Origin of the sequence: Shewanella hafniensis (genome assembly GCF_019655335.1) — a bacterium.
Classification (GTDB): Bacteria; Pseudomonadota; Gammaproteobacteria; order Enterobacterales; family Shewanellaceae; genus Shewanella; species Shewanella hafniensis.
The window spans coordinates 68,227-86,628 of the sequence record NZ_BPFD01000009.1; the positions used below are offsets into that span (position 1 = coordinate 68,227).

Below are 18,402 nucleotides of genomic sequence, written 5' to 3' on the forward strand. Positions count from 1 at the left end.
TAGTTAACGGCTAGCGTGGTGGCCGTAGCGTTCGCGTAGATGCTTAATAATTGGTGCTTCAATGTCTGGTAGCACACTTCTAAAACTACCCGCAACGGACGGACCATAGAGTGGTTTTGGCACCTTCGTATTCGCTTTTATAGCTTCTTCTTTTTTAAGAGTGCGCCAAGAGTTATCGCCGCGTTTGCGAGAAAACATCACTGTATTATTGTTAAAGCCAATAACGGTAAATGCACCTTTGAACCAAATCTTTTGATTCCTTAATGTGTTGACCATAAAGCCTTTGTTCATTTTAAGTGCAAAGTTATTTAACGAACTTGGCTCATAACGGGCTGATATAAATACATTTAAATCACTAGGATTTACACTGAAGGTCATGTTTTCATCAATGTAATCTCTGGATTTAAAACCATATTTATTGAAAATAGCATTCACAGCCATTTTCTTGGCAAATGGTCCAGTATCCGCAAGCGCCTTATTGATATTTGGCGTTATCTGATTGCGGATGCGGTTTAGTTCATTAGTGACTTCTTTAAGCCCTTCAATTTTTATTTTTGCCATAGCTGAGCTCCGATGGTCGCTAAAGCGGAATATAGATAAAGGTTACGCTGACTGAATCCATGCTTACCCTTTGGGTGAGGCGTCCTTGCTGGACGCTAGCGCCCTCACCTATCGCAAACTCATCACCCGAATTTACCGCCCCTTCGGATTGTAAAAACTCGGCACGACTGATTAGCTCGGGAATATATTCATTAGACGAGGCCGCAATTTCGGCACCGTTATCATCCAAACTCACCAGGCGAGTAAAAGGCGCTGAACCATCGCTTGGGGTAAAAAGACACGGATCAGCCAAACGCTGAAAAAGCCGCACCATTTTACCCCGCACGCGTTCGGCAAAGTGGTTGCCAACGTTAGGCATTGATCTTCACCCAGACGGTTTCGGCGCCATTGCCAGCTGCCAACCACGCCTTACCGACTTTGGTATTGTCGGTGGCGGTGGTGGTCAGTTCTTTTTCGGTGTCGTCCCAATACAGATCAACACCTAAAGCGACCGCATCTGTGGATTTTTTAGGGAGCTCAAACACGCCTTCGGTGACGCCTGTACCTTCGGTATCGGCGGCAATGGCGCCAATCGCCACAACTAACAATGTAGCCAGTAATACCGCTTCACCACTGGCAACCGCGGCTGTGGGCGTAAAGCTGATGGTCTTGCCATCTTGCACATAATTTTTCATGAGAGTGTTCCTGCTTAAAAACAAAACTGAATAAAAAAGGGCTATCGTTTGATAGCCCATTTATGTCGGTTTAGCGCTGTTTACACGCCTGTTGATTTCACCAATCCACGGTAATCAAGTGGTGCCACACCCGCATCGATACGCACTTTGGTGGCTACGCCGTCGATAGTGAAGCCTTGTTGCTGCTCAATGTAAGGCGTGTCGATGCCATCAAGGTAAGCCACCTCAATGGTGTCGCGGCCTTGGCCCGCAGAAAGGAACCACTGCACCGTGCTGTTATCATCTAAACGAGGCTCAGCAATCACTTCGGCAAAGTTTTGGATTGGGTTAGCAATACCTGAATTCACATCGGCACCTTTAACAGAACTGGACTTAATGATCTGGTTAAACGTGGTTTCAAGCGCTACAGGGCACAGTACAAACTCAGGGCGAATATTCAGGGGGCGATTACCCGATTTTTGCTTGCGCATTAACATGCGGTTAGCATCGAGGGCCGCCACACTTGGCGCACCGGAACCTAAGTTGCCGTGTTCATTATGGAACAGCGTTTTTCCATCAGCCATTGGGGGGTTTTTGGTTAATACCGCATATACCAAATCACCAATGGTACCTTTGGCGGCAAAGCCCATTTTCATTGGGATATCAGTCAACATACTCATATCGTCGTTGATAATGGCCTGACGAGTAATGCTGAACAACTCGCCATAGGTAGCCAGCGCGATTTGTTGCGCATGGTCGCCAACGGTGACGTACTTGTATTCCGCACCTTCCCGTACTTGGCGTAGGCTATTAAAGTCACCAAGGCCGATACGTTTGGCGATATTAAAGTTGCCTAGTTGACCTTTTTTGGTCCAACGCTCGAAGGTTTCTTCGGCGGTTTCCCAGCCCATTAACACTGATTTATTAGCTACATCTAACAGGATATTGCCAAAGTCGCTTGAGCTGTGGGTAAAGGCTAAGCCGACCATATCCATTTTGTTGAATCCAGCGCAGCCGATACCGCGATCTAACAGTGAGGCGCGCGCCAACTCAAGCATGGTGTAGCTCGAATAGTTGTTGCTAGCTTCAGCTTTTGTATGGCCGGAACGCGCCATTAACTGAGCACGAATTGAATCACCCACGATGTTACCGTTGCTGGCATGAATAATGACACTTTTAGGCTGCACGGCGCACGGCGTAGTGTTTTCACCCAACTTTGCCAAAATGCGGTCTTTGGCAATGTCAGCATTGATGTTGGCATCCGCTAAACACTCATTCTTCAGATCAGCCAATTGCGGGAACGCAGCGAACGCGGCATTAATGCCGGTCATACGCTGAGTATTAAACGCAATCGCAGCCGCTTGAATGGTGGCCGCATCAGGTTGAGCTGGAAGCGGTGCAGGTGCAGGAAGTTGAGCATTAGGTGCAGCAATTGGCGCAGGAGCAGGAATAGAGGTATTACCCTGCATTGCAAATAAAGCTTTCAGTTTTTCAGGCATGTTTTCGTACTCCTGGAGTCGTTTTGGATCTATGGATGCAGCTAGCTGCAACGGTTCAATAATTTGGTCAGCCAACCCAAGCGCTACGGCTTCTTGAGCACTTAACCAAGTGTCTGCTTTAAAGAATTGAGCTAGCTGTTCTTCACTCAATTTGCCTTTGGCTTTGTCTTGATAAGCCTTGCCCATGCTGGCACGCCATTTGTCTAACAAATCGGCGTATTCGCGTAAGTCCTCTGCCGTTCCAACTGCGCCGCCCCAATTGCTATGGATCATCAAAAAGGCATTTGATGGCATGATGACTACATCAAAAGCCATGCAAATCACACTGGCCATTGAAGCGGCGATAGACTCAATACAAATTGACTTTTGGCAAGGCCACCGTGCGAGGATGTTATAGATAGCCATGCCATCAATCACATCACCGCCACCGGATTGGATGTAGGCTTTGAGCTGGGTGATTTTTCCCATTGCCCGTAAATCTGTAGCAATTTGTTTGGCGGTAAAGTCCCAGCCAACATCACCATATAAAATCAATTCAGCCACACCGCCAGCGGCGGCTTTCATACTGTAGAAGCCGCGCTTTTCATTACTCGCGGTCTGACTGTTGCCTTGCGGCGCGATCAGCGTTCCGCTTGGCAGCATTGCGCTTAGCATTGCTGATGCTATTGGGGTCTTTTTCACTGTTAGGATCTCCTAGCGAGGGGTCGGGGTCATTGGCCGTGACCATGTGGTTTTCGCGGTTGTAATCCACCTCACGCTTACGCTGACGTTTTACTTCTGCAGGATTACGGCCACGGGCGCGAGTCCAATCGGCCTCGGTTGCGACGTTGGCAGCGATCATCATTTCCCAGCCTTCGGCCTCTTTGCGTGGGTCAATCCATGGCATGGTGGGCCCGTAGTACACGGCATCAAATAAGGTGCGCATGTCGATATCTGGCGGTAGCACTAATGGGTCCTGCTTGTTGAGCATTTCCATTTTTAAGAAGTTGCGGAACACAGGGCGCGACCAGCCAGCACAAAACCATTGCTGCATAATGCGGTTCGATTCGTCTTGCTCAACCAGCTCTTGGCGCTGGCTTGAATAACTGCCGTTGTAGTCACGGGCAATGCTGGAATAACTGCCACGGGTACCGGCTGCGGCGGCTTTTAATTGGCCGTTACGAAAATCAACTAAGTGCACATTAGGCCGATTGGATTCAATCATGCCCACATCTTCACCGGGCTTGAGATCATCGAAGGTCATGCCAGGGGCAATGGGGATTTCGCGGCTTGACGATTCACTACTTGAGTCAGGAACAAACATGGCGGCATCACCACGCTTGATGTAGAACGCCAGCGCGGCCGCAATCCGAGCCGCTACTCGCTCAGATTCCTCATAGTCTTTAATATCGCCAAGGCGGGTTAAAATGCCGTGGAATAACGACACGCCGCGCAGCTGGTGCAGGCGTTTGAACAAGCCTAAGTGCATCATGCTCGATGCGGGTACCGCTTTAGTTTTGTAGCGAAAGCCAACCTGATCAGCGGGGTGATCGAGCAATACGTGATAGTTAACAACTTGGCCCCAGCCGTTAACCTCAAGCCCTTGGCGTACCCGCTTTGCTGGTTCGTTTAACTCGTAGGGGATAAAGTCGGCCTCTAACGCTTCAATGCTGTATTGAGTGCCTTGCTCGTTGGGGTGGCCGAACTTTTCCACTTTACCCATCACATGCTGGCCGAATACATCACCATCACGCAGGGCGCTACGTAACACCAAACGCTCTAATTCAGGACGACTAAAGCGGCCAGTCACATCACACTTAAGCGACCATGCACCGAAACGGCGTTGAATATCGTTAGCTAAGTCATCAAGGATTTCACCGCTAATACTGCGCGGCTGCGGTTCAACCACAATCCCTTGGGCACCGATCACCCGTTCTTCCATCCGGTCGAGAATGCCGATACTGAGATCATGATTTTCGTCTAACCAGCGCGCTTGCTCACGCAGGCTTTTACCTGCCGCAAATACCGCTTGGTTTGCCCCGCGACTTTCCTTTTTAGCGCGATGCGTGCGGCTTGGGCTGGCGGCTTCATACCCTTTCAGGTTGCGGTAGCTCATTGTGGCCGCTTCACGCTGTAATGCTAAACGCGGGGCAAATATCGCCAGCGCATCATTGATAATGCTCATGATAATCCTTAAAGAAGGTTCTAGCTTCTAGGTTCTAGGGCCTAGAGCCTGCTTTTCCTAGGGCCTTTTTATCCAAAACTCGCTAACTTGACGCCGCCCTGTGGACGGCTAAAGGCATTTAAACGGCGCTCCCACTCAAGCCGACCTTTGCGAATTTCACCTAGGTCCTCGGTGGTCATCGTCTTGCCGTTGATCGTGGTTTGCTTGCCTGCCAACACATCAAGCTCGGCCTGAAAGTACGCATCGATCATCTGTTGGCATTGGGTTTGGGTCATGCTGTTATCCTTGGCTTTATGGCATTGACTACAGCCAACCGCCAGAACTGCCACCACCGCCACCATTTAGGTAAGCCGCATTCGCATTGGCCTGTTTTGCGGCTTTGGGTTTAGGTTCTTTGGGTTGGTCGCTTGATATGGCTATCGGGGTAACTTGTGAAAGTTTGTCGAGGTTGATGCCGAATTTTTCTATCGCGATATACAGCGCGGCCAAGGCGTAAACGAAACAATCTAGTGCCTCGTTGCGGCGCTTTTGGTTGTCCCATTTATAGATGATCCGTCCGTTTTGGCGCACCGGCACCTTGCGTTCGCTGGTGAGCTGTTGCAACTCAACGTCATCACAAACCGCTTCGTTTAACGGAAAGTGAATCGCACCAGGCTTGCGCACGTCTACATCTGGGGCAATCCGTAACATCGACATCAACAACTCTTTGGCGTTGTCGGTACCGACCTCGGTTAAGTACACACCTTTGGCGGTTCGCTTGCGAGGGAAGTTGGCGATCGGCTTACCGTAAACGTTGGCACCTCTAATGGGGATCACCCGCATTAGCCCAAGCTTTTTACTCATAGCGTACACGTCATCGGTGTAGTGGCCGCCAGAGTCCCAACCCGCGACACCAATATTGAGCACAACCCCATCGGCACGGGCATAACTTTTAGCGATACGCTCAGCCACTTTGTCTTTTAATACTTGGCTTGCTGGGTCGCCGTATAAAATAAAGCGGTCGATTAATGCCGCCTCTTTACCCGCGCCCCAGCCCCAAATGCGGCCCTCATAACGGTCGTCTTGGGTGTCGATACCCGCGGTTAAATACACCACCCAGTTAGGCACTTTGCCACTCGGGTACATTTCGCGGCGCTTCGCTAATTCTTCCCACTCTAAGCGCTCGCCGTTGTCGTTATCCCACGGTTGGCCTAGCTTAGTGTTGACGAAAGTCTGCAGCTTTTCTTTATCGCCTTTGGCTTTAAAGAACTCAGTAACCAGTTTCGCCCAGCTGTTGAGCGAGTTATAGGCCGACCAGATATGAATCGAGATATTGGGCGGCGTGGTGATGTCGTTTCCGTCGGCATCATAAAAGTCTAAAAAGTCTTTTGTGCGGATGTCGGTGTTTTCGCATATCCACACTGCGCTGGGGTGCAGCTCCATATCGTCGAGCTGATTGTTTTCGATACAGCAACCACAATGCTCACACAGATAATAGGCTGTGCTTGGATCGTGCTCACCCTTGGCATTTTTGTGCCACTTAATACCAAAGGCTTCTTCAGGGCCACCCCACTTTAAATCCTGCAATTCATCGCAGTGCGGGCAAGGCACGTTGAACTTAAAATAGTGCGGTGATTCGCTGCAGGCTTTTTCAATCTGGCAGGTACCGAGCACTTTAGGCGTTGAACCGCGGATCGACTTAGGGAACATCGACAGTTCGATACGAGTGTCACCAAGCGATGTGGCGTTACCTTCGTGCTCGATGGATTCATCAAAACCCGCTAGCTCATCGTAGATCACATCATCGGTGGAGATTTCGCGATAGTTAGCGGCAGCGGTACCACCGCGCACCATCAGCGTTTTGCCATTGGTGAATATTTTATCTTCTAGGGTGCTGTCTTTATGTTTGCGCCCCATCCAAGGTGCAAGCGCGCGCCAAACGGGAATATCACGAATCGCTGTTTCAACGTGCTTTTTCATGAAGGTTTTGGCTTGACCATCACGAGGCTGATAGATCAGCACGTTGCGCTTTTTGTGCTCAATCTTGTAAGCAGCGTTTGCCATCAGCATTTTGGTGTAACCGACACGCGCTGACTTCATTAAGTTAAGCGTGCTGATTTGGTCGTTACCCATGGCATTAAGAATGCCAATTTGAAACGGTAAACTTTCCCACTTGCCCTCGGTGTAAGAGGACTCCGACGACATGTAAAAGTGCTCGTCGGCGTATTCAGAACAGGTGAGCATGGGTGGCCGATAGAACGAACGCAGCCCAGCAGCAACGGCGGCTTTCAGATTTTTAATCTGCGCGGCCGATATACTCATCTAATAAACCCTCTATGCCCTCCGCAAGATCGGCGGCGGTGTTTTGGCTTTTAATCACCTCCGCTTTGATAGCGTCGATTGTGCGTTCTGGAATGTCGGGGAATTTGCGTTTTACCCGTATGTGTATTTGATCAAGCACTGGGGCAATTTGCGCAGCAATGCGATTTAGCACAAAGGTGGCAAAACTAACTTCGACCACTTCTTTGAGGTCTTTTTCGTTTTTAATCTCTTGCCCAATTGCTTGTGCCCGAGTTAAGCGCCAGCGTTCGAAGTCGATATCTGGCTTATCGGGATCATCTTCATCGGGTTTAGTGATGTTTTTTTTGCGCTCGTTGGCAAGTCTGTTACCCACCACATCGGCCATTTTGTATAAACTCACGCGGCCGCGCTTGCTGTGCACTGGCACGTCCCACTTATCAAACGCTTGGGTGCTGATCTCAAGGCTTTTGCATAGGTCGGTTTTACTCAGTAGAACAGGCTCGGGTGGTGATGGTTGAATGCGTGCCATTAGGATGCTCCACTTGTTTTAGCAGGGCGGCTTTCAGTTGCATGTCGGCGGCGTGAAGTTCTTGTTTGCGCTTTTCGTCTTTTTCTTCTTGTAAGCGCTCACGTTGACGGCGAAATTCTTGATAAGCAATGTTGCCCAAAAAAGTGAGGAAGGCGAGTAATACGCCAATTAACATCGCCACTTTATCCATAGTAAAGACACCTCCCAATGTGCTCATTAGTGACGATATATAGGCACTCAACGTAAACCCTTTTTGGGTGGCAACATCATTAATGTATGGATTGTTCATGCTGTTTTTCCCTTCGCCATATTTCGATGTTATGCAAATCGGTATCACACTTGGTGATCACGGCTAAAAGTTGAATGATGCAATCGGGCAGATCGGCATTAGCGTCTGAGCTACATTCGGCTGGCAGGCACTGGCTCATTAATGATTGCGGCGGTAACACATATTGGGTCTGCTTGGTGACTACGGTGCGCGCAATAGGCGGCGTGCTTGAGCAGCCGCTTAACATCATCAGGCACAGCAGTATTAGCCCAACTTCGGGTTTGTTCATTGGCTGAGGTCCTTAGTTTTTTAATGGCGGCTCGCTGATCAGCAAGCTGGCGATCAATCTCGGCCTTAGCTTTATCGGCTTTTTCATTGAGCGCTAAGGCAAAGGCGTAATCCTTAGCGAGCCTGTCACGTTCGATGGCCTGCGCTTGCAGTTCATCGGTAACGACGGTGAGATCATCTTGCAGCATGCGCTGGTTAACGGCGGCAGTTTCGAGCTGCGAGTTTTTTAACGCGAGGTCAGCTTTAACGGCGGTAAGGCTAAGGCCAAGTAGCGTTATCACTATGATGAGCGCGGCGATTAAATACAGGTGCAGCGAGCCCGTGGCATTAATGATTTTGTTCCACATATAAATCCTTTAAGCAGATTGATTGCTCTTTTGCTCGGCGTTCGACTAAGCCAGGCTGCTTGATGCCACGCGCATAGACAAACCCATTACAACCGTGTTTACCGCAAGCCTCGGTGAGCTGGTAACAAGCGGCCACCCGTTCGCCGCGCAGTAACAGCTTGCGCAAGGTGGAGGTTTGAAAATTACCCGCGCCAAAGTTATAAATCAGACTGAGATAAGCAGCGTGTTCACCTTCGGTAAGTTGCACCGGATACGTTAGCCGCCGCAGCTGCCGATCGGCTTTGCCTAAATCCTTGGCGAACATTTCAATGCATTGCTGCTCGCTAAAGAACTGGTTGTTCTCAAGCTCGGGGCCAGTGTGGCCAAAGCAAGCGGTGATAATATCCACCGGATCAAGATAGGTATGCAGAATGGGCTCGCCGTTCGGCGCTTCAGCGGGGGCAATCAAATTAGCCCCCGCCAGTGCGACAGCAGAAGAAAGCCCCAGTGCCATGAGCTTTTGCTTTAATGACATAGGTCAGTCTCCTTTAAAATGAGGTTAGCCTTAGCGCGGCCAACGGTTAGATCAACGGTGAAGGTAGCCGCCTCTAACTGCTGATGTTTTTAGTGTCTTTCAACGTCCGTAGCGGAATGTCGAACACCACGGCAACACATACCCACCACGGCCACCATTGCAGCGGCCGCTTTTTTTCAGCGGGGGTTAGCTAACGAACAGCTATTTGGATGTTTGCGAATAAGAAATGGCGACAAATAAAAAGGGCCCCTAAAAGGAGCCCTTGGCAGACAAATAACGTGCGACTGAATAAATGTAACCTTAGCAAGCGTATACAAATGTACTCGATTTTAAGGGCCTTGAAAGCGGCAAATGTGCCGCATAAAGCGACAAAAGTGCCGTTTCGGAATTTGTAAATATGTGATACGTGAAAACTTAATCACAGAGGATTTATCGTTTTACTTATCACTTAAGTGATTTGAGTGATAAAAACATTTAGTCTGAATTTACATTTTACTTATCACTTAACCGATTTAGCTATTTACAGCGGTAGGTAACACGAACCATAAGAACCATATTCCCAACGCCAAGAAAATGGTCATCACGTAAAAATTCAGATAAGGGAAAACCGGATGAGCGAAGGATCAAAAAACGATCTGGCAAAGTTGTTATATTCGGCGGCAAAAATGACCATCAAAAATCACTAGACACACACTTAATAAAATTAATATAAATCATAAAGATAAGTTAGAATTTTGTTACTTGAATTTCTTTGGATTTTAGAGGGCTCATAAAACAACAACCAACCTCCCCAAAATTCTCATATGTAGTGAAGCATTGCGCGTCACCGCCCCCGCAGTGAAGGCAGCCGGAAGGACCCGTGATGATAATAGGTCGCATCTAGCTCTGATGATAGCCATTCTCATTTGAACAGGCCGCGCCTAACCTATTGACAAAGATGATATTTCACAACCAAACAACTCGTCGCGATAGTACTTGAGTTCCGCTATCGACTCCCGAATATCGGCTAAGGCTTCATGCTGATACTGCTTAGCCTTAATCGCATTACGCTCTACCTCAGGCGCCCAAGCTCTAGCTGCGAGCCCTAGTGCTGATATGTCTAGCTGCCTGTAATGCATGTACTCATGAAGCTCAGGCATTTGGCACATGATAAACGAACGATCAAACATGATTGAGTTACCAGCAAACACCACGCCAGTCTTAGCTTTGCGGTCATGCTTAGGTATTCCCAGTGCTTTCAGGTGTTCAATAACCATCTGCTCAGCCTGTGCTAACGATACTGATGAGGCACGAACAGCAGCTAACAACCCACTCTTAGTATGCACATCTATCGCCCACTCATGTGACCTTGCAATGTGTTCATCGTCTTGATGCACAACAACGTGCAGCGCTTCACCCACTTGGTTTAACTCACTATCAGTCACGATAAAGGCCAGCTCAAAGATAGGGTAATACTCCATACCCAGCATCCCATTGTCTAAGCGGCCGTTCAGCCCACCCGTTTCTAAATCACCAAACAAAAAGAATTGCTCCATCACCCACCTCACTTTGCTAATTGAATCTCTGCTCTTCTCAACCAATACACATACGACTTCTTACTGTCGAACCCCATCAATGCCCACTGGCCTTTGCACACGTAACAGGTACGAATCGCCCGAATACAGTTTGGCGATAACCGCTCAATCATCCTATCGAACTGGACCACATGCTTAGGAACGCTCAACTCCCTAACCAACGCACATCCATAAACCTGCACCTCGCCTAACTTATCGCAAGCACTGCGATTAGTGAAACCTTTACCGAGTTCTTGGAACGCCCAATAACGCCCCCAGGCATTGAGCCCAGCACGCAGGGCTTTCATGTTGACCAAGTCATCACGCCCATCGGCAACCAATGCCACTCTTAAATTAGATGGTCTCATTCGCTACCTCCGTGATCTGCTCAATCGATAAATGAAATACATCATCCAAGATGGCAAGAAAATGGTTAGAAGGAACATTGCTTTTGCCGCTCTCCCATCGCTGATAAGTACGGCGATCCACTCCGTAAATCTCAGCCACTTCATGCTGACTAAAGCCCCTAATACCACGCCCAGTTTTTAGAATGATTGCTGACCGATTGCTCATAAAACCACCTTATTTAGTGCCATTGCATACTCTTGTAAGGCTGATGCAACGATCATCACAGCCACCCACTCGCACCAAGGGTTTGAGTACTCCCAACATTCGCAGACGATCTAGGGATTATCTCGGGCGCAACCTCACTAAAACCGAGCGAAATTAAATGCGCGTGATACGCATCAAGCGCACTCAACATGCCCTTATCCAACGTCGAATGAACATAGGTACGCAAAAGCACAGGCAAGGCATGATTAAGCAACCGCTCACCCACCATAGTATCCACACCCATGTCTTGGATAATCGTCCGGCAAAGCTTGCGTAAATCATGCGAGGTAAACTCCTTAAACCGAATCGTCTCACTCCAATAATGCGCAGTGCGCTGGCTAATAGCGCCCACATCACCCGCAAACAAAAACGCCCGCTTACCCACATTTTTAAGCTGCCACTGCAAATAATGCTGGATCAACGCCTTAGCCGTAGGCGTTAACGGTAGCCGGTGCTCTTGGCGGTTCTTCGCATTCGCCGCAGGAATAAACCAAAACTCACCCGCAAAATGCTCCCATCGTGCCAAACGGGTTTCACCAATGCGCGTGCCGAACATCAGCATCAACATAAACAACATCGCCACCGGCATAAATGCATCCCGCAACGCCACAAACAACGGCCCTAAGTCCGACTCCATCAAGCGCGTATCAGGCTTAGGTGATAAGGTTAAACTCATCGTCACTCGATAACCCATCAATGGATTAAGCAATAACAACCTAAAATCCGCCGCCAAACTCAACGCCCGCTTAAGCACATTCACACACAAACGAATATAATGCGGCGCATACCCCTCATTCAGCATCACCTTCACCAACGCACTATCCACCACCAAAAACGACAACCCAGCCAAGGCCACATCCCCCAACTTAGGCAGCAGCTGCTTACGCATAATCGACCTACAGTTATCGCGCCAGCTCGGGCTTAACGTCGTATTGCCATCCAAATAATCTCCATACCACAACAGCAAATCAGTCACAGTCGCAAACTCACCACGCAACACATCCGCGCCCGCACTGCGCTTAGCCAGCATCACAGGTAAATCCGCTAAAAACGTCTTAATACACATACTCGGCCACACGCCTTGCTTCTTCCAAACCGTCTTATCGCCCTCATTAATCACCAAATGCACACTCGCCTTCGTCCTATCCGCCGTTGCCCGTAAACGCAGCTCAGGAAACTGCGGATCCCTAAAATCCCGCGTCAAACCACCACGTAACCAACGGCGCAGCGCAGCATCGTTCAACTTACCTACCTCAACCCCGCTAGCAGCCATCGTTTGCCCCCTTAAGCCCTAGGTTTGCCCGTAAATTGGCAATAATCGATTTCGCCCTTGCCGCCTCAGTCGGCCGCGTCACCGTTTCAGGTAACGCCTTAGGCAACTCAACATCGGTCAACTCGCCACGGCTAAAGCGGCGGCACAGCACTTTGTAATTGCGCTCAAAGGTCATCAACACGTCCTTTTCAAGCCCAGTCGCAAACATCCAACTGCCCGTCTCGCGCACCGCTAAGCGCACCACATCATGGCTCCACGTATGCTTGTCAGGGTGATGGTAATGGCGCGTTGCCTCCTTAAACGCCGCCTCTAACTTGGGCAAGCCCAAATCACAAGCCGTAGGTTGGCACCAAAGCGCAAACTGGCGCGGTGTCGGCCAAAACTGCCTATCGCCCTGCTCGCGTCTCGCACGATTCAGCCCCGCTTGCACTTGCTCGCGGCTCGCAATCCCCTGCGCCGCCAAGGTTTTAAGCCACTCACCTTTGTGGGTTGCTTCGTCCTCAGGCCGTGGCGCACTCACCGGAAACAACACCCGCAACTTGCTAAACACGCTGTCCACAATCGCCATGTCCATTGCCGTCGGCTCAGGTTGTGTCACCCGCGCGCCCTGCCCAACCAGCGGCTGGCGCATCAAGGTCTGCAGTGATTTCATGCTCGTATTTTGCTTGGCAGTCATATCAAAGGGTCCTCAGGGTCATACACCGCATGGCGCCAATCCACTTGCCCAACGGCGGCGGCCATCGGTCTTGGCAACGGCGTTAGCCAATGGCGTTCGCGGATAAACTTGGTAATACCGAGCACAAACTGGCCGTTCGCGCTAAAGCCCCAACTCGTATCCAGCGCCGCAGCATCCTTCAACCAGGTCACCGCCAACACACAATCGGCATCGGTCAGCTTTTCGGCCTTCCACGCTTTCCACGCAGCCGAATCCGACCCGCCTTTGCGATGGGCGGGATACGCTTTGAAAAACGCATTGAAAACCGACTTAGCACTCGTTGCTGGACAACTATCTTTTAAAGATTCCTTGATAGGTTCAAAAGAGTGATAGATTCCGGTGCTATCTGGTGGCACAGGGGGTCTGCTATCTGGTGGCATACCTATGCTATCTGGTGGCACCTCTTCGGTGCTATCTGCTAGCACAGGGGGTGCCACATCGTAGCAGATTGAAATCGTGTAAATATTGGTTAAATTTCCCTTAGGTCCCTTACGATTTTTAATCGTCACAAAACCCATATCAACCAAGGCCGCAATATGCTTTCTCACAGTGCTATGACCAATCTCGCACTGGTCAGCAATATGCTGATGGCTCGGCCAACATTCACCATTATCGTTCGCGTTATCGGCCAGCTTAATCAACACCAGCTTACGCAGTGGATTACCCACCTTGGCCTTCATCGCTTTTACCATCAATTCCATGCTCATAAGCCACCGCCTAACTGCGCGACAGCCAGCACAAAATTGACGAAATCATCATGTATACGTAACATGTAATCGCCTCTCTTAGGTATTAAGCCCGCGCCTGTCGCCAAACTTTTGCGGGCTTTCTTATTTCAACTTCAACTTTAAACAGGATGTTTAAATGCCCAAACGCACGCACGGAACGGTTATTGGCATAAACCCAAAAACCAGTCGTATCGCCATAAAAGTAGACTTCGGTGATATCAGCATTCTCGAAGTTGATGACACATCAGACTTTGAGATAAACCACGTCCTCTATGGCGATCTTGAACAAGAAGGCGGTAATCTCATCTTTAATAAAACAGAGAAAACCGAACACCACGTCTACATTCAAGCCACAGGCTGTGACTATGAAACAGCCCAATATCAACTGTTCCGCGCATAAATATCCCGCGCCAAGTTAGTCCGTAACTGGCTATAAATATCGCGCCGCTTGATATGCTTGGCCTGATTAACGGGGTCAATCCGCGTCACCTCAATCGAACGTTCGGCGCGCATTTCTTCCATCTGCAAGTAACCCAAAAACCAATCCACGCACACCCGCGGCAACATCAAGGTGCCTTCATCACCTAAAATCACCCGACTCACCACTTTGTTGGCGATCTCCACTAAGCTGACGTTATCTAACTCCTCTAACTCGGGTTGCGTTCGCAACAGCTCAACAATGCGCCACACCTGCAAGCGGCTAAAATTATCCAAGGTGCTAAAACCGTAAAAAGTCGCTAACTCACGCCGTAAATCAACTTTGCACATAGGTAAGGTGTTTTTACTCAACGCTGCCGCCTTCATCATCAGCACGTTCGCCTGAGCAACTAATAACGCGACTTTTGAATCGACCGCTTCATCCTCTCGCCGCATATAATCCGCAAACGCTGGCGTAACAGGTTCATCATCACGATTCGCAACATCGCCATGCACCGAACACGCGGCGCCGCCCTCCAAACAACAGATTAAACATTCAGGATCAAACATCGGTTATACTCCTCACTGCCTCTTAGGTATTAAGCCCGCGCCTGTCGCCAAACTTTTGTGGGCTTTCTTATCTCTATCGCTAATCAACATGCCAATCACTTCTCGGCCGCGAATTGCGCCGCCTTGCCACCGTGACTCGCTAAATACGGATACGCCAGCTCTAACGCCGCCATGCTCGCTTGCGTGGTTGCCGCCGACTCTTTTAACTCGCGGTGCGCTGCCACTAACTGCTCGCGCTTGGGCTCACAGCCCAAATGGATCACCGCCACTTGCGCCTCGGCGTTCTCTTTGGTGAGCGATGCCGCCATATCGGCCACATGCAACACATGGCCGTCACTCATGCGGTCCGCTATTACCGTCACCCCAGTGCAACCAAACACATCGTTGAGATACTGCACCCGCAAATGCTCGGGCAGTGCCGCCACCAGTGCTTGCTCAACATGAAACAAGCGATCCACCAGTGGGTGTTGGCCCTCGTACTGGCCAAGCCAACGGAACAACTTTTGGGCATTTATCCGCGCATCGTTATGCACATCTTGAGTGCTCGCAAAGCCAATGCCCTCCGCCGCTAACACCTCACTCAGCCCTAGGCGTTCAACCGCCGCAACAACATCTATCGCCAGCGCAAAGCGCGTCATCTTGGGTAATTCCAACACCCGATGAATCGTTTTCATCAACAAATTCAAACGGCTGTCATTTTTACGTGAATGGGTTTTCATGTGTACTGTCCTCCTTCAACCTAAAGTGAATCTAAGCCACACTCGCGGGCTTAGGATTATCTAAAACAACGACGGGATTAACTTTGAGTGCGCCATCGGTTAGGCGCTCGATTTGATAAGCGCGGAGTTCGGGAACGTCTTCACCCCATTGAGAAACGGAAGCAGGATTAATACCTAGTGCATTCGCTAGTTTCGATTTCCCTTTAAAATATTCGACGGCAAGCTGAATTTTCATTTTCACCACCCTAAACTTAAGTTTTCCTAAGTATCGGTATAAATAAAACCTAAGTCAAATTGATTTAAGATAACTTATATGAAAACACTCGGTGAACGCTCTAAAGAGCGAAGAAAGATAATCAACCTGACTCAACTCCAACTTAGTAAAAAAGTCGGAGTTTCAAGCGTTACCATTTCACAATGGGAATCAGGTGATACATCTCCAAAAGGTGAAAACCTCTACAAGTTGGCTCAAGCACTTCAGTGCTCACCCGACTGGTTGATGTTTGGCGATAGTAAAAACACGAAGAAACCAGAATCGAATGCTGAATGGGCAGGCGGTTTTGATCTATGGGACAACGATAGTCCACTGGGTGAGGATGAAGTCGAAATCCCCTTTTACATGGATGTCGAACTCTCGGCGGGCGAAGGTATTGCAGAAGGTGTTGAGTATAAAGGCCCTAAGCTACGCTTTGCCAAAAGTAGCCTTAAGCGTCAAGGTGTAAACACAGATCATGCGGCCTGTGTCAAAGTGAATGGCAACAGCATGGAGCCCGTATTACCCCACGGTTCAACAGTGGGTGTAGATACCTCAGCCACCGAGATCATCGACGGTAAAATGTACGCCATTAACCACGATGGCATGATGCGCGTCAAAATGCTCTACAAACTTCCCGGTGGTGGCCTGCGTCTACGCAGCTACAACACCGATGAGTGGCCAGACGAGCACATCAATAACGAACAACTTAAAAACATTAAAGTGATTGGCAAAGTGTTCTGGTATTCTGTACTTATTTAAATAGAACATTCAAAACTCCCCAATAAATCAGATAAAAGTAGATATCATTAAATGCTATCCACTTTTATCTATTACAACTTTTATACAGTAACTGGCACTGGTACTGGAATGATTATTCTTGGTTCAATTTCAGTTAAGATCTCTGAATAAGCCTCTAGAATATCAGTAAATATTTCTTTATGTTTAGGTGCTTCAAGTGTAACTACAAAAGCATACTTTATTATTGGAGCTTTAGAGCCACTGATATTTCCACCGCCATCTCTTGCCATATAATGAATTTCAAATGCTGGTGACTCTAATTTATTACCAAATTTAACCTTACTTTTATGTAAGGTAGACTCCCATTTAGCTGCATCACGCCTTAACTCTGACTCATTTGCAGTTTTAACTTGTTGAAAAAATGCCTCAGCCTTCCCTCCAAACTTTGGCTTCCATATAATTTCTACTCCAGCTTTCGTATACATTGAAGTATCTTGTGGATCGACCGACGTCGAGAAACAGCATGTAGCCTTTATGTTGACTTTTCCTTGAATTCCCGATGAAGGAAGCGGTAATGGCACTCGTAAATATTTCCCAGGCGAAAGCTCACCTTGATATAAAATCTTAGCAACTCCGTCAGGAGATTCTATCAACTGATTGATATCTTCAGGCACTTTCCCCCAACCAACATCACATTGAGCATATTTATCTGTTTGCGCATTATTGATAAGTAACGCCTTTATCGCTAGAGAAGAAATGCTATAACCAAGCATAGCCCTTATGCCAACAGCTTTACGTAGTAGGTATGGAGCAGAAAAACTAGTACCACACTGAGGAATTAACTTCGGTGGATTAGAATCATTTACTACATGAAAGTAATCTGTAGGGGAACCACCAAATGCTAATAAATCTGGCTTTACTCTTCCAGGCGAACGACCAGGACCTACCGCACTATAAGATGCCCTATTCCAATTTGCGTTAGTTGTTGTTGCTGAACCAACTGCAATTGCATTAACACAATCAGAAGGAACCTGAACACGATTTAGCATCGTGATGCTGTCATTCTCCCCATTATTGCCAGCCGCAATAGTTAAAAAGGTGTCCCCATCTGCCAAATATGTATCTATTAATGATGTCCAAGGATGAATTTCATCGTCATCAATCGGCAAGTCAGGCCCCAAACTAATATTAATAAACTCATACTGTCTTGAAAGTAAAATCTCTTCTATATGTGCTAACGTCCTATATAGCTCTAATGGATCCTCAGTTGAGATTAAGCAATCTAGTATACGATGATGGTCTACATATGAATAAGGTCTTGATGCTGCCTGCCCTTGATATAATGGACCAAATAAAAAAGCAGAGGTAACACCTAATCCATGTTCTGCTCCACCTAAATGATCACTTGCGGCTAAATCTGATATTTTGTAGTCATTTACCCACGGCATAAGTGCATGCGACTTAGGTAATCCGCCGTCCAAAATTGCGACTCGCACGTCAGAAGCATAAGGTGGATCCGTTGGAAGTATTGCATTGGAAGCTATAGGTAAACCACCAGGGCAACCGCATGAGTGTTTAAAATTCGTCCAGCTGCAACCCTGCTAATAGAACCGATTCTAAATATTCAGGTTTCATCCAAGCTCTTTTCTGTTTCGCTGGAATGCTTCCTTTAGAAGGTTCAGCCCTAAGCATATTCAGTGATATTTGCCTAAGCATGG

Annotated in this window: 24 protein-coding genes and 1 pseudogene; 2 read left to right on the forward strand and 23 right to left on the reverse strand. The window is 48.4% G+C overall.

Annotated elements, in window-relative coordinates:
- Window positions 1–3 precede the first annotated feature (3 nt).
- The 18 genes from K5Q99_RS04810 to K5Q99_RS04890 all read right to left on the reverse strand — a co-directional run bounded on the left by K5Q99_RS04810 (window position 4) and on the right by K5Q99_RS04890 (window position 13,963).
- Window positions 4–561: a hypothetical protein gene (locus tag K5Q99_RS04810; RefSeq protein WP_106649472.1), complete on the reverse strand. Its 558-nt coding sequence runs from the start codon at window positions 559–561 to the stop codon at window positions 4–6.
- Window positions 562–580: 19 nt separating this feature from the next.
- On the reverse strand, window positions 581–919 hold the full coding sequence (locus tag K5Q99_RS04815) for a hypothetical protein (protein ID WP_220776194.1): 339 nt from the start codon (window positions 917–919) through the stop codon (window positions 581–583).
- Window positions 912–1,235 carry a DUF2190 family protein gene (locus K5Q99_RS04820; protein WP_220776195.1) on the reverse strand — a complete coding sequence of 108 codons (324 nt, stop codon included), beginning with the start codon at window positions 1,233–1,235 and terminating at the stop codon, window positions 912–914. The genes K5Q99_RS04815 and K5Q99_RS04820 overlap by 8 nt, the downstream gene beginning before the upstream one ends.
- An 80-nt stretch (window positions 1,236–1,315) precedes the next feature.
- On the reverse strand, window positions 1,316–3,394 hold the full coding sequence (locus K5Q99_RS04825) for a ClpP-like prohead protease/major capsid protein fusion protein (RefSeq protein WP_246604385.1): 2,079 nt from the start codon (window positions 3,392–3,394) through the stop codon (window positions 1,316–1,318).
- Window positions 3,300–4,877 (reverse strand): phage portal protein, encoded by a 1,578-nt coding sequence (locus K5Q99_RS04830; RefSeq protein WP_220776196.1) that lies wholly within the window; start codon window positions 4,875–4,877, stop codon window positions 3,300–3,302. The genes K5Q99_RS04825 and K5Q99_RS04830 overlap by 95 nt, the downstream gene beginning before the upstream one ends.
- Before the next feature lie 68 nt (window positions 4,878–4,945).
- The gene (locus K5Q99_RS04835) at window positions 4,946–5,152 is read right to left on the reverse strand and encodes a DUF6148 family protein (RefSeq protein ID WP_220776197.1); all 207 of its coding nucleotides are present in this window, start codon (window positions 5,150–5,152) and stop codon (window positions 4,946–4,948) included.
- Window positions 5,153–5,180: 28 nt separating this feature from the next.
- Window positions 5,181–7,178, reverse strand: coding sequence for a phage terminase large subunit family protein (locus K5Q99_RS04840; protein ID WP_220776198.1), 1,998 nt, complete (start codon window positions 7,176–7,178; stop codon window positions 5,181–5,183).
- Window positions 7,153–7,686, reverse strand: coding sequence for a terminase small subunit (locus K5Q99_RS04845; RefSeq protein WP_220776199.1), 534 nt, complete (start codon window positions 7,684–7,686; stop codon window positions 7,153–7,155). The genes K5Q99_RS04840 and K5Q99_RS04845 overlap by 26 nt, the downstream gene beginning before the upstream one ends.
- The gene (locus K5Q99_RS04850; RefSeq protein WP_220776200.1) at window positions 7,640–7,975 is read right to left on the reverse strand and encodes an HP1 family phage holin; all 336 of its coding nucleotides are present in this window, start codon (window positions 7,973–7,975) and stop codon (window positions 7,640–7,642) included. The genes K5Q99_RS04845 and K5Q99_RS04850 overlap by 47 nt, the downstream gene beginning before the upstream one ends.
- The gene (gene lysC / locus K5Q99_RS22865) at window positions 7,956–8,204 is read right to left on the reverse strand and encodes an Rz1-like lysis system protein LysC (RefSeq protein WP_373317018.1); all 249 of its coding nucleotides are present in this window, start codon (window positions 8,202–8,204) and stop codon (window positions 7,956–7,958) included. The genes K5Q99_RS04850 and lysC overlap by 20 nt, the downstream gene beginning before the upstream one ends.
- The gene (locus tag K5Q99_RS22395) at window positions 8,086–8,589 is read right to left on the reverse strand and encodes a hypothetical protein (RefSeq protein ID WP_246604387.1); all 504 of its coding nucleotides are present in this window, start codon (window positions 8,587–8,589) and stop codon (window positions 8,086–8,088) included. The genes lysC and K5Q99_RS22395 overlap by 119 nt, the downstream gene beginning before the upstream one ends.
- Window positions 8,570–9,103 (reverse strand): lysozyme, encoded by a 534-nt coding sequence (locus K5Q99_RS04860; RefSeq protein WP_220776202.1) that lies wholly within the window; start codon window positions 9,101–9,103, stop codon window positions 8,570–8,572. The genes K5Q99_RS22395 and K5Q99_RS04860 overlap by 20 nt, the downstream gene beginning before the upstream one ends.
- A gap of 920 nt (window positions 9,104–10,023) precedes the next feature.
- The gene (gene orn / locus K5Q99_RS04865; RefSeq protein ID WP_011847781.1) at window positions 10,024–10,638 is read right to left on the reverse strand and encodes an oligoribonuclease; all 615 of its coding nucleotides are present in this window, start codon (window positions 10,636–10,638) and stop codon (window positions 10,024–10,026) included.
- Between the two features lie 8 nt (window positions 10,639–10,646).
- On the reverse strand, window positions 10,647–11,024 hold the full coding sequence (locus K5Q99_RS04870) for a hypothetical protein (protein WP_220776203.1): 378 nt from the start codon (window positions 11,022–11,024) through the stop codon (window positions 10,647–10,649).
- A complete protein-coding gene (locus tag K5Q99_RS04875) occupies window positions 11,011–11,229 on the reverse strand; it encodes a helix-turn-helix transcriptional regulator (RefSeq protein WP_012586800.1) in 219 nt (72 codons plus the stop codon). The genes K5Q99_RS04870 and K5Q99_RS04875 overlap by 14 nt, the downstream gene beginning before the upstream one ends.
- Before the next feature lie 55 nt (window positions 11,230–11,284).
- On the reverse strand, window positions 11,285–12,541 hold the full coding sequence (locus tag K5Q99_RS04880) for a tyrosine-type recombinase/integrase (protein ID WP_220776204.1): 1,257 nt from the start codon (window positions 12,539–12,541) through the stop codon (window positions 11,285–11,287).
- On the reverse strand, window positions 12,531–13,217 hold the full coding sequence (locus tag K5Q99_RS04885; RefSeq protein WP_220776205.1) for a replication protein P: 687 nt from the start codon (window positions 13,215–13,217) through the stop codon (window positions 12,531–12,533). The genes K5Q99_RS04880 and K5Q99_RS04885 overlap by 11 nt, the downstream gene beginning before the upstream one ends.
- On the reverse strand, window positions 13,214–13,963 hold the full coding sequence (locus tag K5Q99_RS04890; protein WP_220776206.1) for a helix-turn-helix domain-containing protein: 750 nt from the start codon (window positions 13,961–13,963) through the stop codon (window positions 13,214–13,216). Before K5Q99_RS04890 ends, K5Q99_RS04885 begins: the two co-directional genes overlap by 4 nt.
- Window positions 13,964–14,120: 157 nt before the next feature.
- On the opposite strand from K5Q99_RS04890, the gene K5Q99_RS04895 reads away from it, so the two are divergent.
- Window positions 14,121–14,384 carry a hypothetical protein gene (locus tag K5Q99_RS04895; RefSeq protein WP_220776207.1) on the forward strand — a complete coding sequence of 88 codons (264 nt, stop codon included), beginning with the start codon at window positions 14,121–14,123 and terminating at the stop codon, window positions 14,382–14,384.
- Here the strand turns inward: K5Q99_RS04895 and K5Q99_RS04900 are convergent.
- From K5Q99_RS04900 to K5Q99_RS04910, 3 genes are all read right to left on the reverse strand, one after another.
- On the reverse strand, window positions 14,366–14,971 hold the full coding sequence (locus tag K5Q99_RS04900; protein WP_220776208.1) for a hypothetical protein: 606 nt from the start codon (window positions 14,969–14,971) through the stop codon (window positions 14,366–14,368). The genes K5Q99_RS04895 and K5Q99_RS04900 overlap by 19 nt on opposite strands.
- A 95-nt stretch (window positions 14,972–15,066) precedes the next feature.
- Window positions 15,067–15,690 (reverse strand): toxin YdaT family protein, encoded by a 624-nt coding sequence (locus K5Q99_RS04905; protein ID WP_220776209.1) that lies wholly within the window; start codon window positions 15,688–15,690, stop codon window positions 15,067–15,069.
- 31 nt (window positions 15,691–15,721) lie between these two features.
- A complete protein-coding gene (locus K5Q99_RS04910) occupies window positions 15,722–15,925 on the reverse strand; it encodes a Cro/CI family transcriptional regulator (protein ID WP_220776210.1) in 204 nt (67 codons plus the stop codon).
- A gap of 78 nt (window positions 15,926–16,003) precedes the next feature.
- Between K5Q99_RS04910 and K5Q99_RS04915 the strand changes: the two genes are divergently transcribed.
- The gene (locus tag K5Q99_RS04915) at window positions 16,004–16,705 is read left to right on the forward strand and encodes a S24 family peptidase (RefSeq protein WP_220776211.1); all 702 of its coding nucleotides are present in this window, start codon (window positions 16,004–16,006) and stop codon (window positions 16,703–16,705) included.
- Window positions 16,706–16,785: 80 nt separating this feature from the next.
- Here the strand turns inward: K5Q99_RS04915 and K5Q99_RS04920 are convergent, their stop codons facing one another.
- Together K5Q99_RS04920 and K5Q99_RS04925 are read right to left on the reverse strand one after the other, a co-directional pair.
- A complete protein-coding gene (locus K5Q99_RS04920; RefSeq protein ID WP_346347945.1) occupies window positions 16,786–18,180 on the reverse strand; it encodes a S8 family peptidase in 1,395 nt (464 codons plus the stop codon).
- 79 nt (window positions 18,181–18,259) lie between these two features.
- A pseudogene (locus K5Q99_RS04925) lies at window positions 18,260–18,402 on the reverse strand (ISAs1 family transposase); the annotation flags it as partial.

What these genes read in the sequence shown, in the direction of transcription:
- K5Q99_RS04835 (WP_220776197.1), bottom strand. Translation starts at nt 5,152, where the DNA reads ATGACCCAAACCCAATGCCAACAGATGATCGATGCGTACTTTCAGGCC.
- K5Q99_RS04820 (WP_220776195.1), bottom strand. Translation starts at nt 1,235, where the DNA reads ATGAAAAATTATGTGCAAGATGGCAAGACCATCAGCTTTACGCCCACA.
- K5Q99_RS22395 (WP_246604387.1), bottom strand. Translation starts at nt 8,589, where the DNA reads ATGTGGAACAAAATCATTAATGCCACGGGCTCGCTGCACCTGTATTTA.
- K5Q99_RS04875 (WP_012586800.1), bottom strand. Translation starts at nt 11,229, where the DNA reads ATGAGCAATCGGTCAGCAATCATTCTAAAAACTGGGCGTGGTATTAGG.
- K5Q99_RS04910 (WP_220776210.1), bottom strand. Translation starts at nt 15,925, where the DNA reads ATGAAAATTCAGCTTGCCGTCGAATATTTTAAAGGGAAATCGAAACTA.
- K5Q99_RS04905 (WP_220776209.1), bottom strand. Translation starts at nt 15,690, where the DNA reads ATGAAAACCCATTCACGTAAAAATGACAGCCGTTTGAATTTGTTGATG.
- orn (WP_011847781.1), bottom strand. Translation starts at nt 10,638, where the DNA reads ATGGAGCAATTCTTTTTGTTTGGTGATTTAGAAACGGGTGGGCTGAAC.
- K5Q99_RS04895 (WP_220776207.1), top strand. Translation starts at nt 14,121, where the DNA reads ATGCCCAAACGCACGCACGGAACGGTTATTGGCATAAACCCAAAAACC.
- K5Q99_RS04885 (WP_220776205.1), bottom strand. Translation starts at nt 13,217, where the DNA reads ATGACTGCCAAGCAAAATACGAGCATGAAATCACTGCAGACCTTGATG.
- K5Q99_RS04900 (WP_220776208.1), bottom strand. Translation starts at nt 14,971, where the DNA reads ATGTTTGATCCTGAATGTTTAATCTGTTGTTTGGAGGGCGGCGCCGCG.
- K5Q99_RS04880 (WP_220776204.1), bottom strand. Translation starts at nt 12,541, where the DNA reads ATGGCTGCTAGCGGGGTTGAGGTAGGTAAGTTGAACGATGCTGCGCTG.
- K5Q99_RS04890 (WP_220776206.1), bottom strand. Translation starts at nt 13,963, where the DNA reads ATGAGCATGGAATTGATGGTAAAAGCGATGAAGGCCAAGGTGGGTAAT.
- K5Q99_RS04815 (WP_220776194.1), bottom strand. Translation starts at nt 919, where the DNA reads ATGCCTAACGTTGGCAACCACTTTGCCGAACGCGTGCGGGGTAAAATG.
- lysC (WP_373317018.1), bottom strand. Translation starts at nt 8,204, where the DNA reads ATGATGTTAAGCGGCTGCTCAAGCACGCCGCCTATTGCGCGCACCGTA.
- K5Q99_RS04915 (WP_220776211.1), top strand. Translation starts at nt 16,004, where the DNA reads ATGAAAACACTCGGTGAACGCTCTAAAGAGCGAAGAAAGATAATCAAC.
- K5Q99_RS04870 (WP_220776203.1), bottom strand. Translation starts at nt 11,024, where the DNA reads ATGAGACCATCTAATTTAAGAGTGGCATTGGTTGCCGATGGGCGTGAT.
- K5Q99_RS04810 (WP_106649472.1), bottom strand. Translation starts at nt 561, where the DNA reads ATGGCAAAAATAAAAATTGAAGGGCTTAAAGAAGTCACTAATGAACTA.
- K5Q99_RS04830 (WP_220776196.1), bottom strand. Translation starts at nt 4,877, where the DNA reads ATGAGCATTATCAATGATGCGCTGGCGATATTTGCCCCGCGTTTAGCA.
- K5Q99_RS04845 (WP_220776199.1), bottom strand. Translation starts at nt 7,686, where the DNA reads ATGGCACGCATTCAACCATCACCACCCGAGCCTGTTCTACTGAGTAAA.
- K5Q99_RS04850 (WP_220776200.1), bottom strand. Translation starts at nt 7,975, where the DNA reads ATGAACAATCCATACATTAATGATGTTGCCACCCAAAAAGGGTTTACG.
- K5Q99_RS04840 (WP_220776198.1), bottom strand. Translation starts at nt 7,178, where the DNA reads ATGAGTATATCGGCCGCGCAGATTAAAAATCTGAAAGCCGCCGTTGCT.
- K5Q99_RS04860 (WP_220776202.1), bottom strand. Translation starts at nt 9,103, where the DNA reads ATGTCATTAAAGCAAAAGCTCATGGCACTGGGGCTTTCTTCTGCTGTC.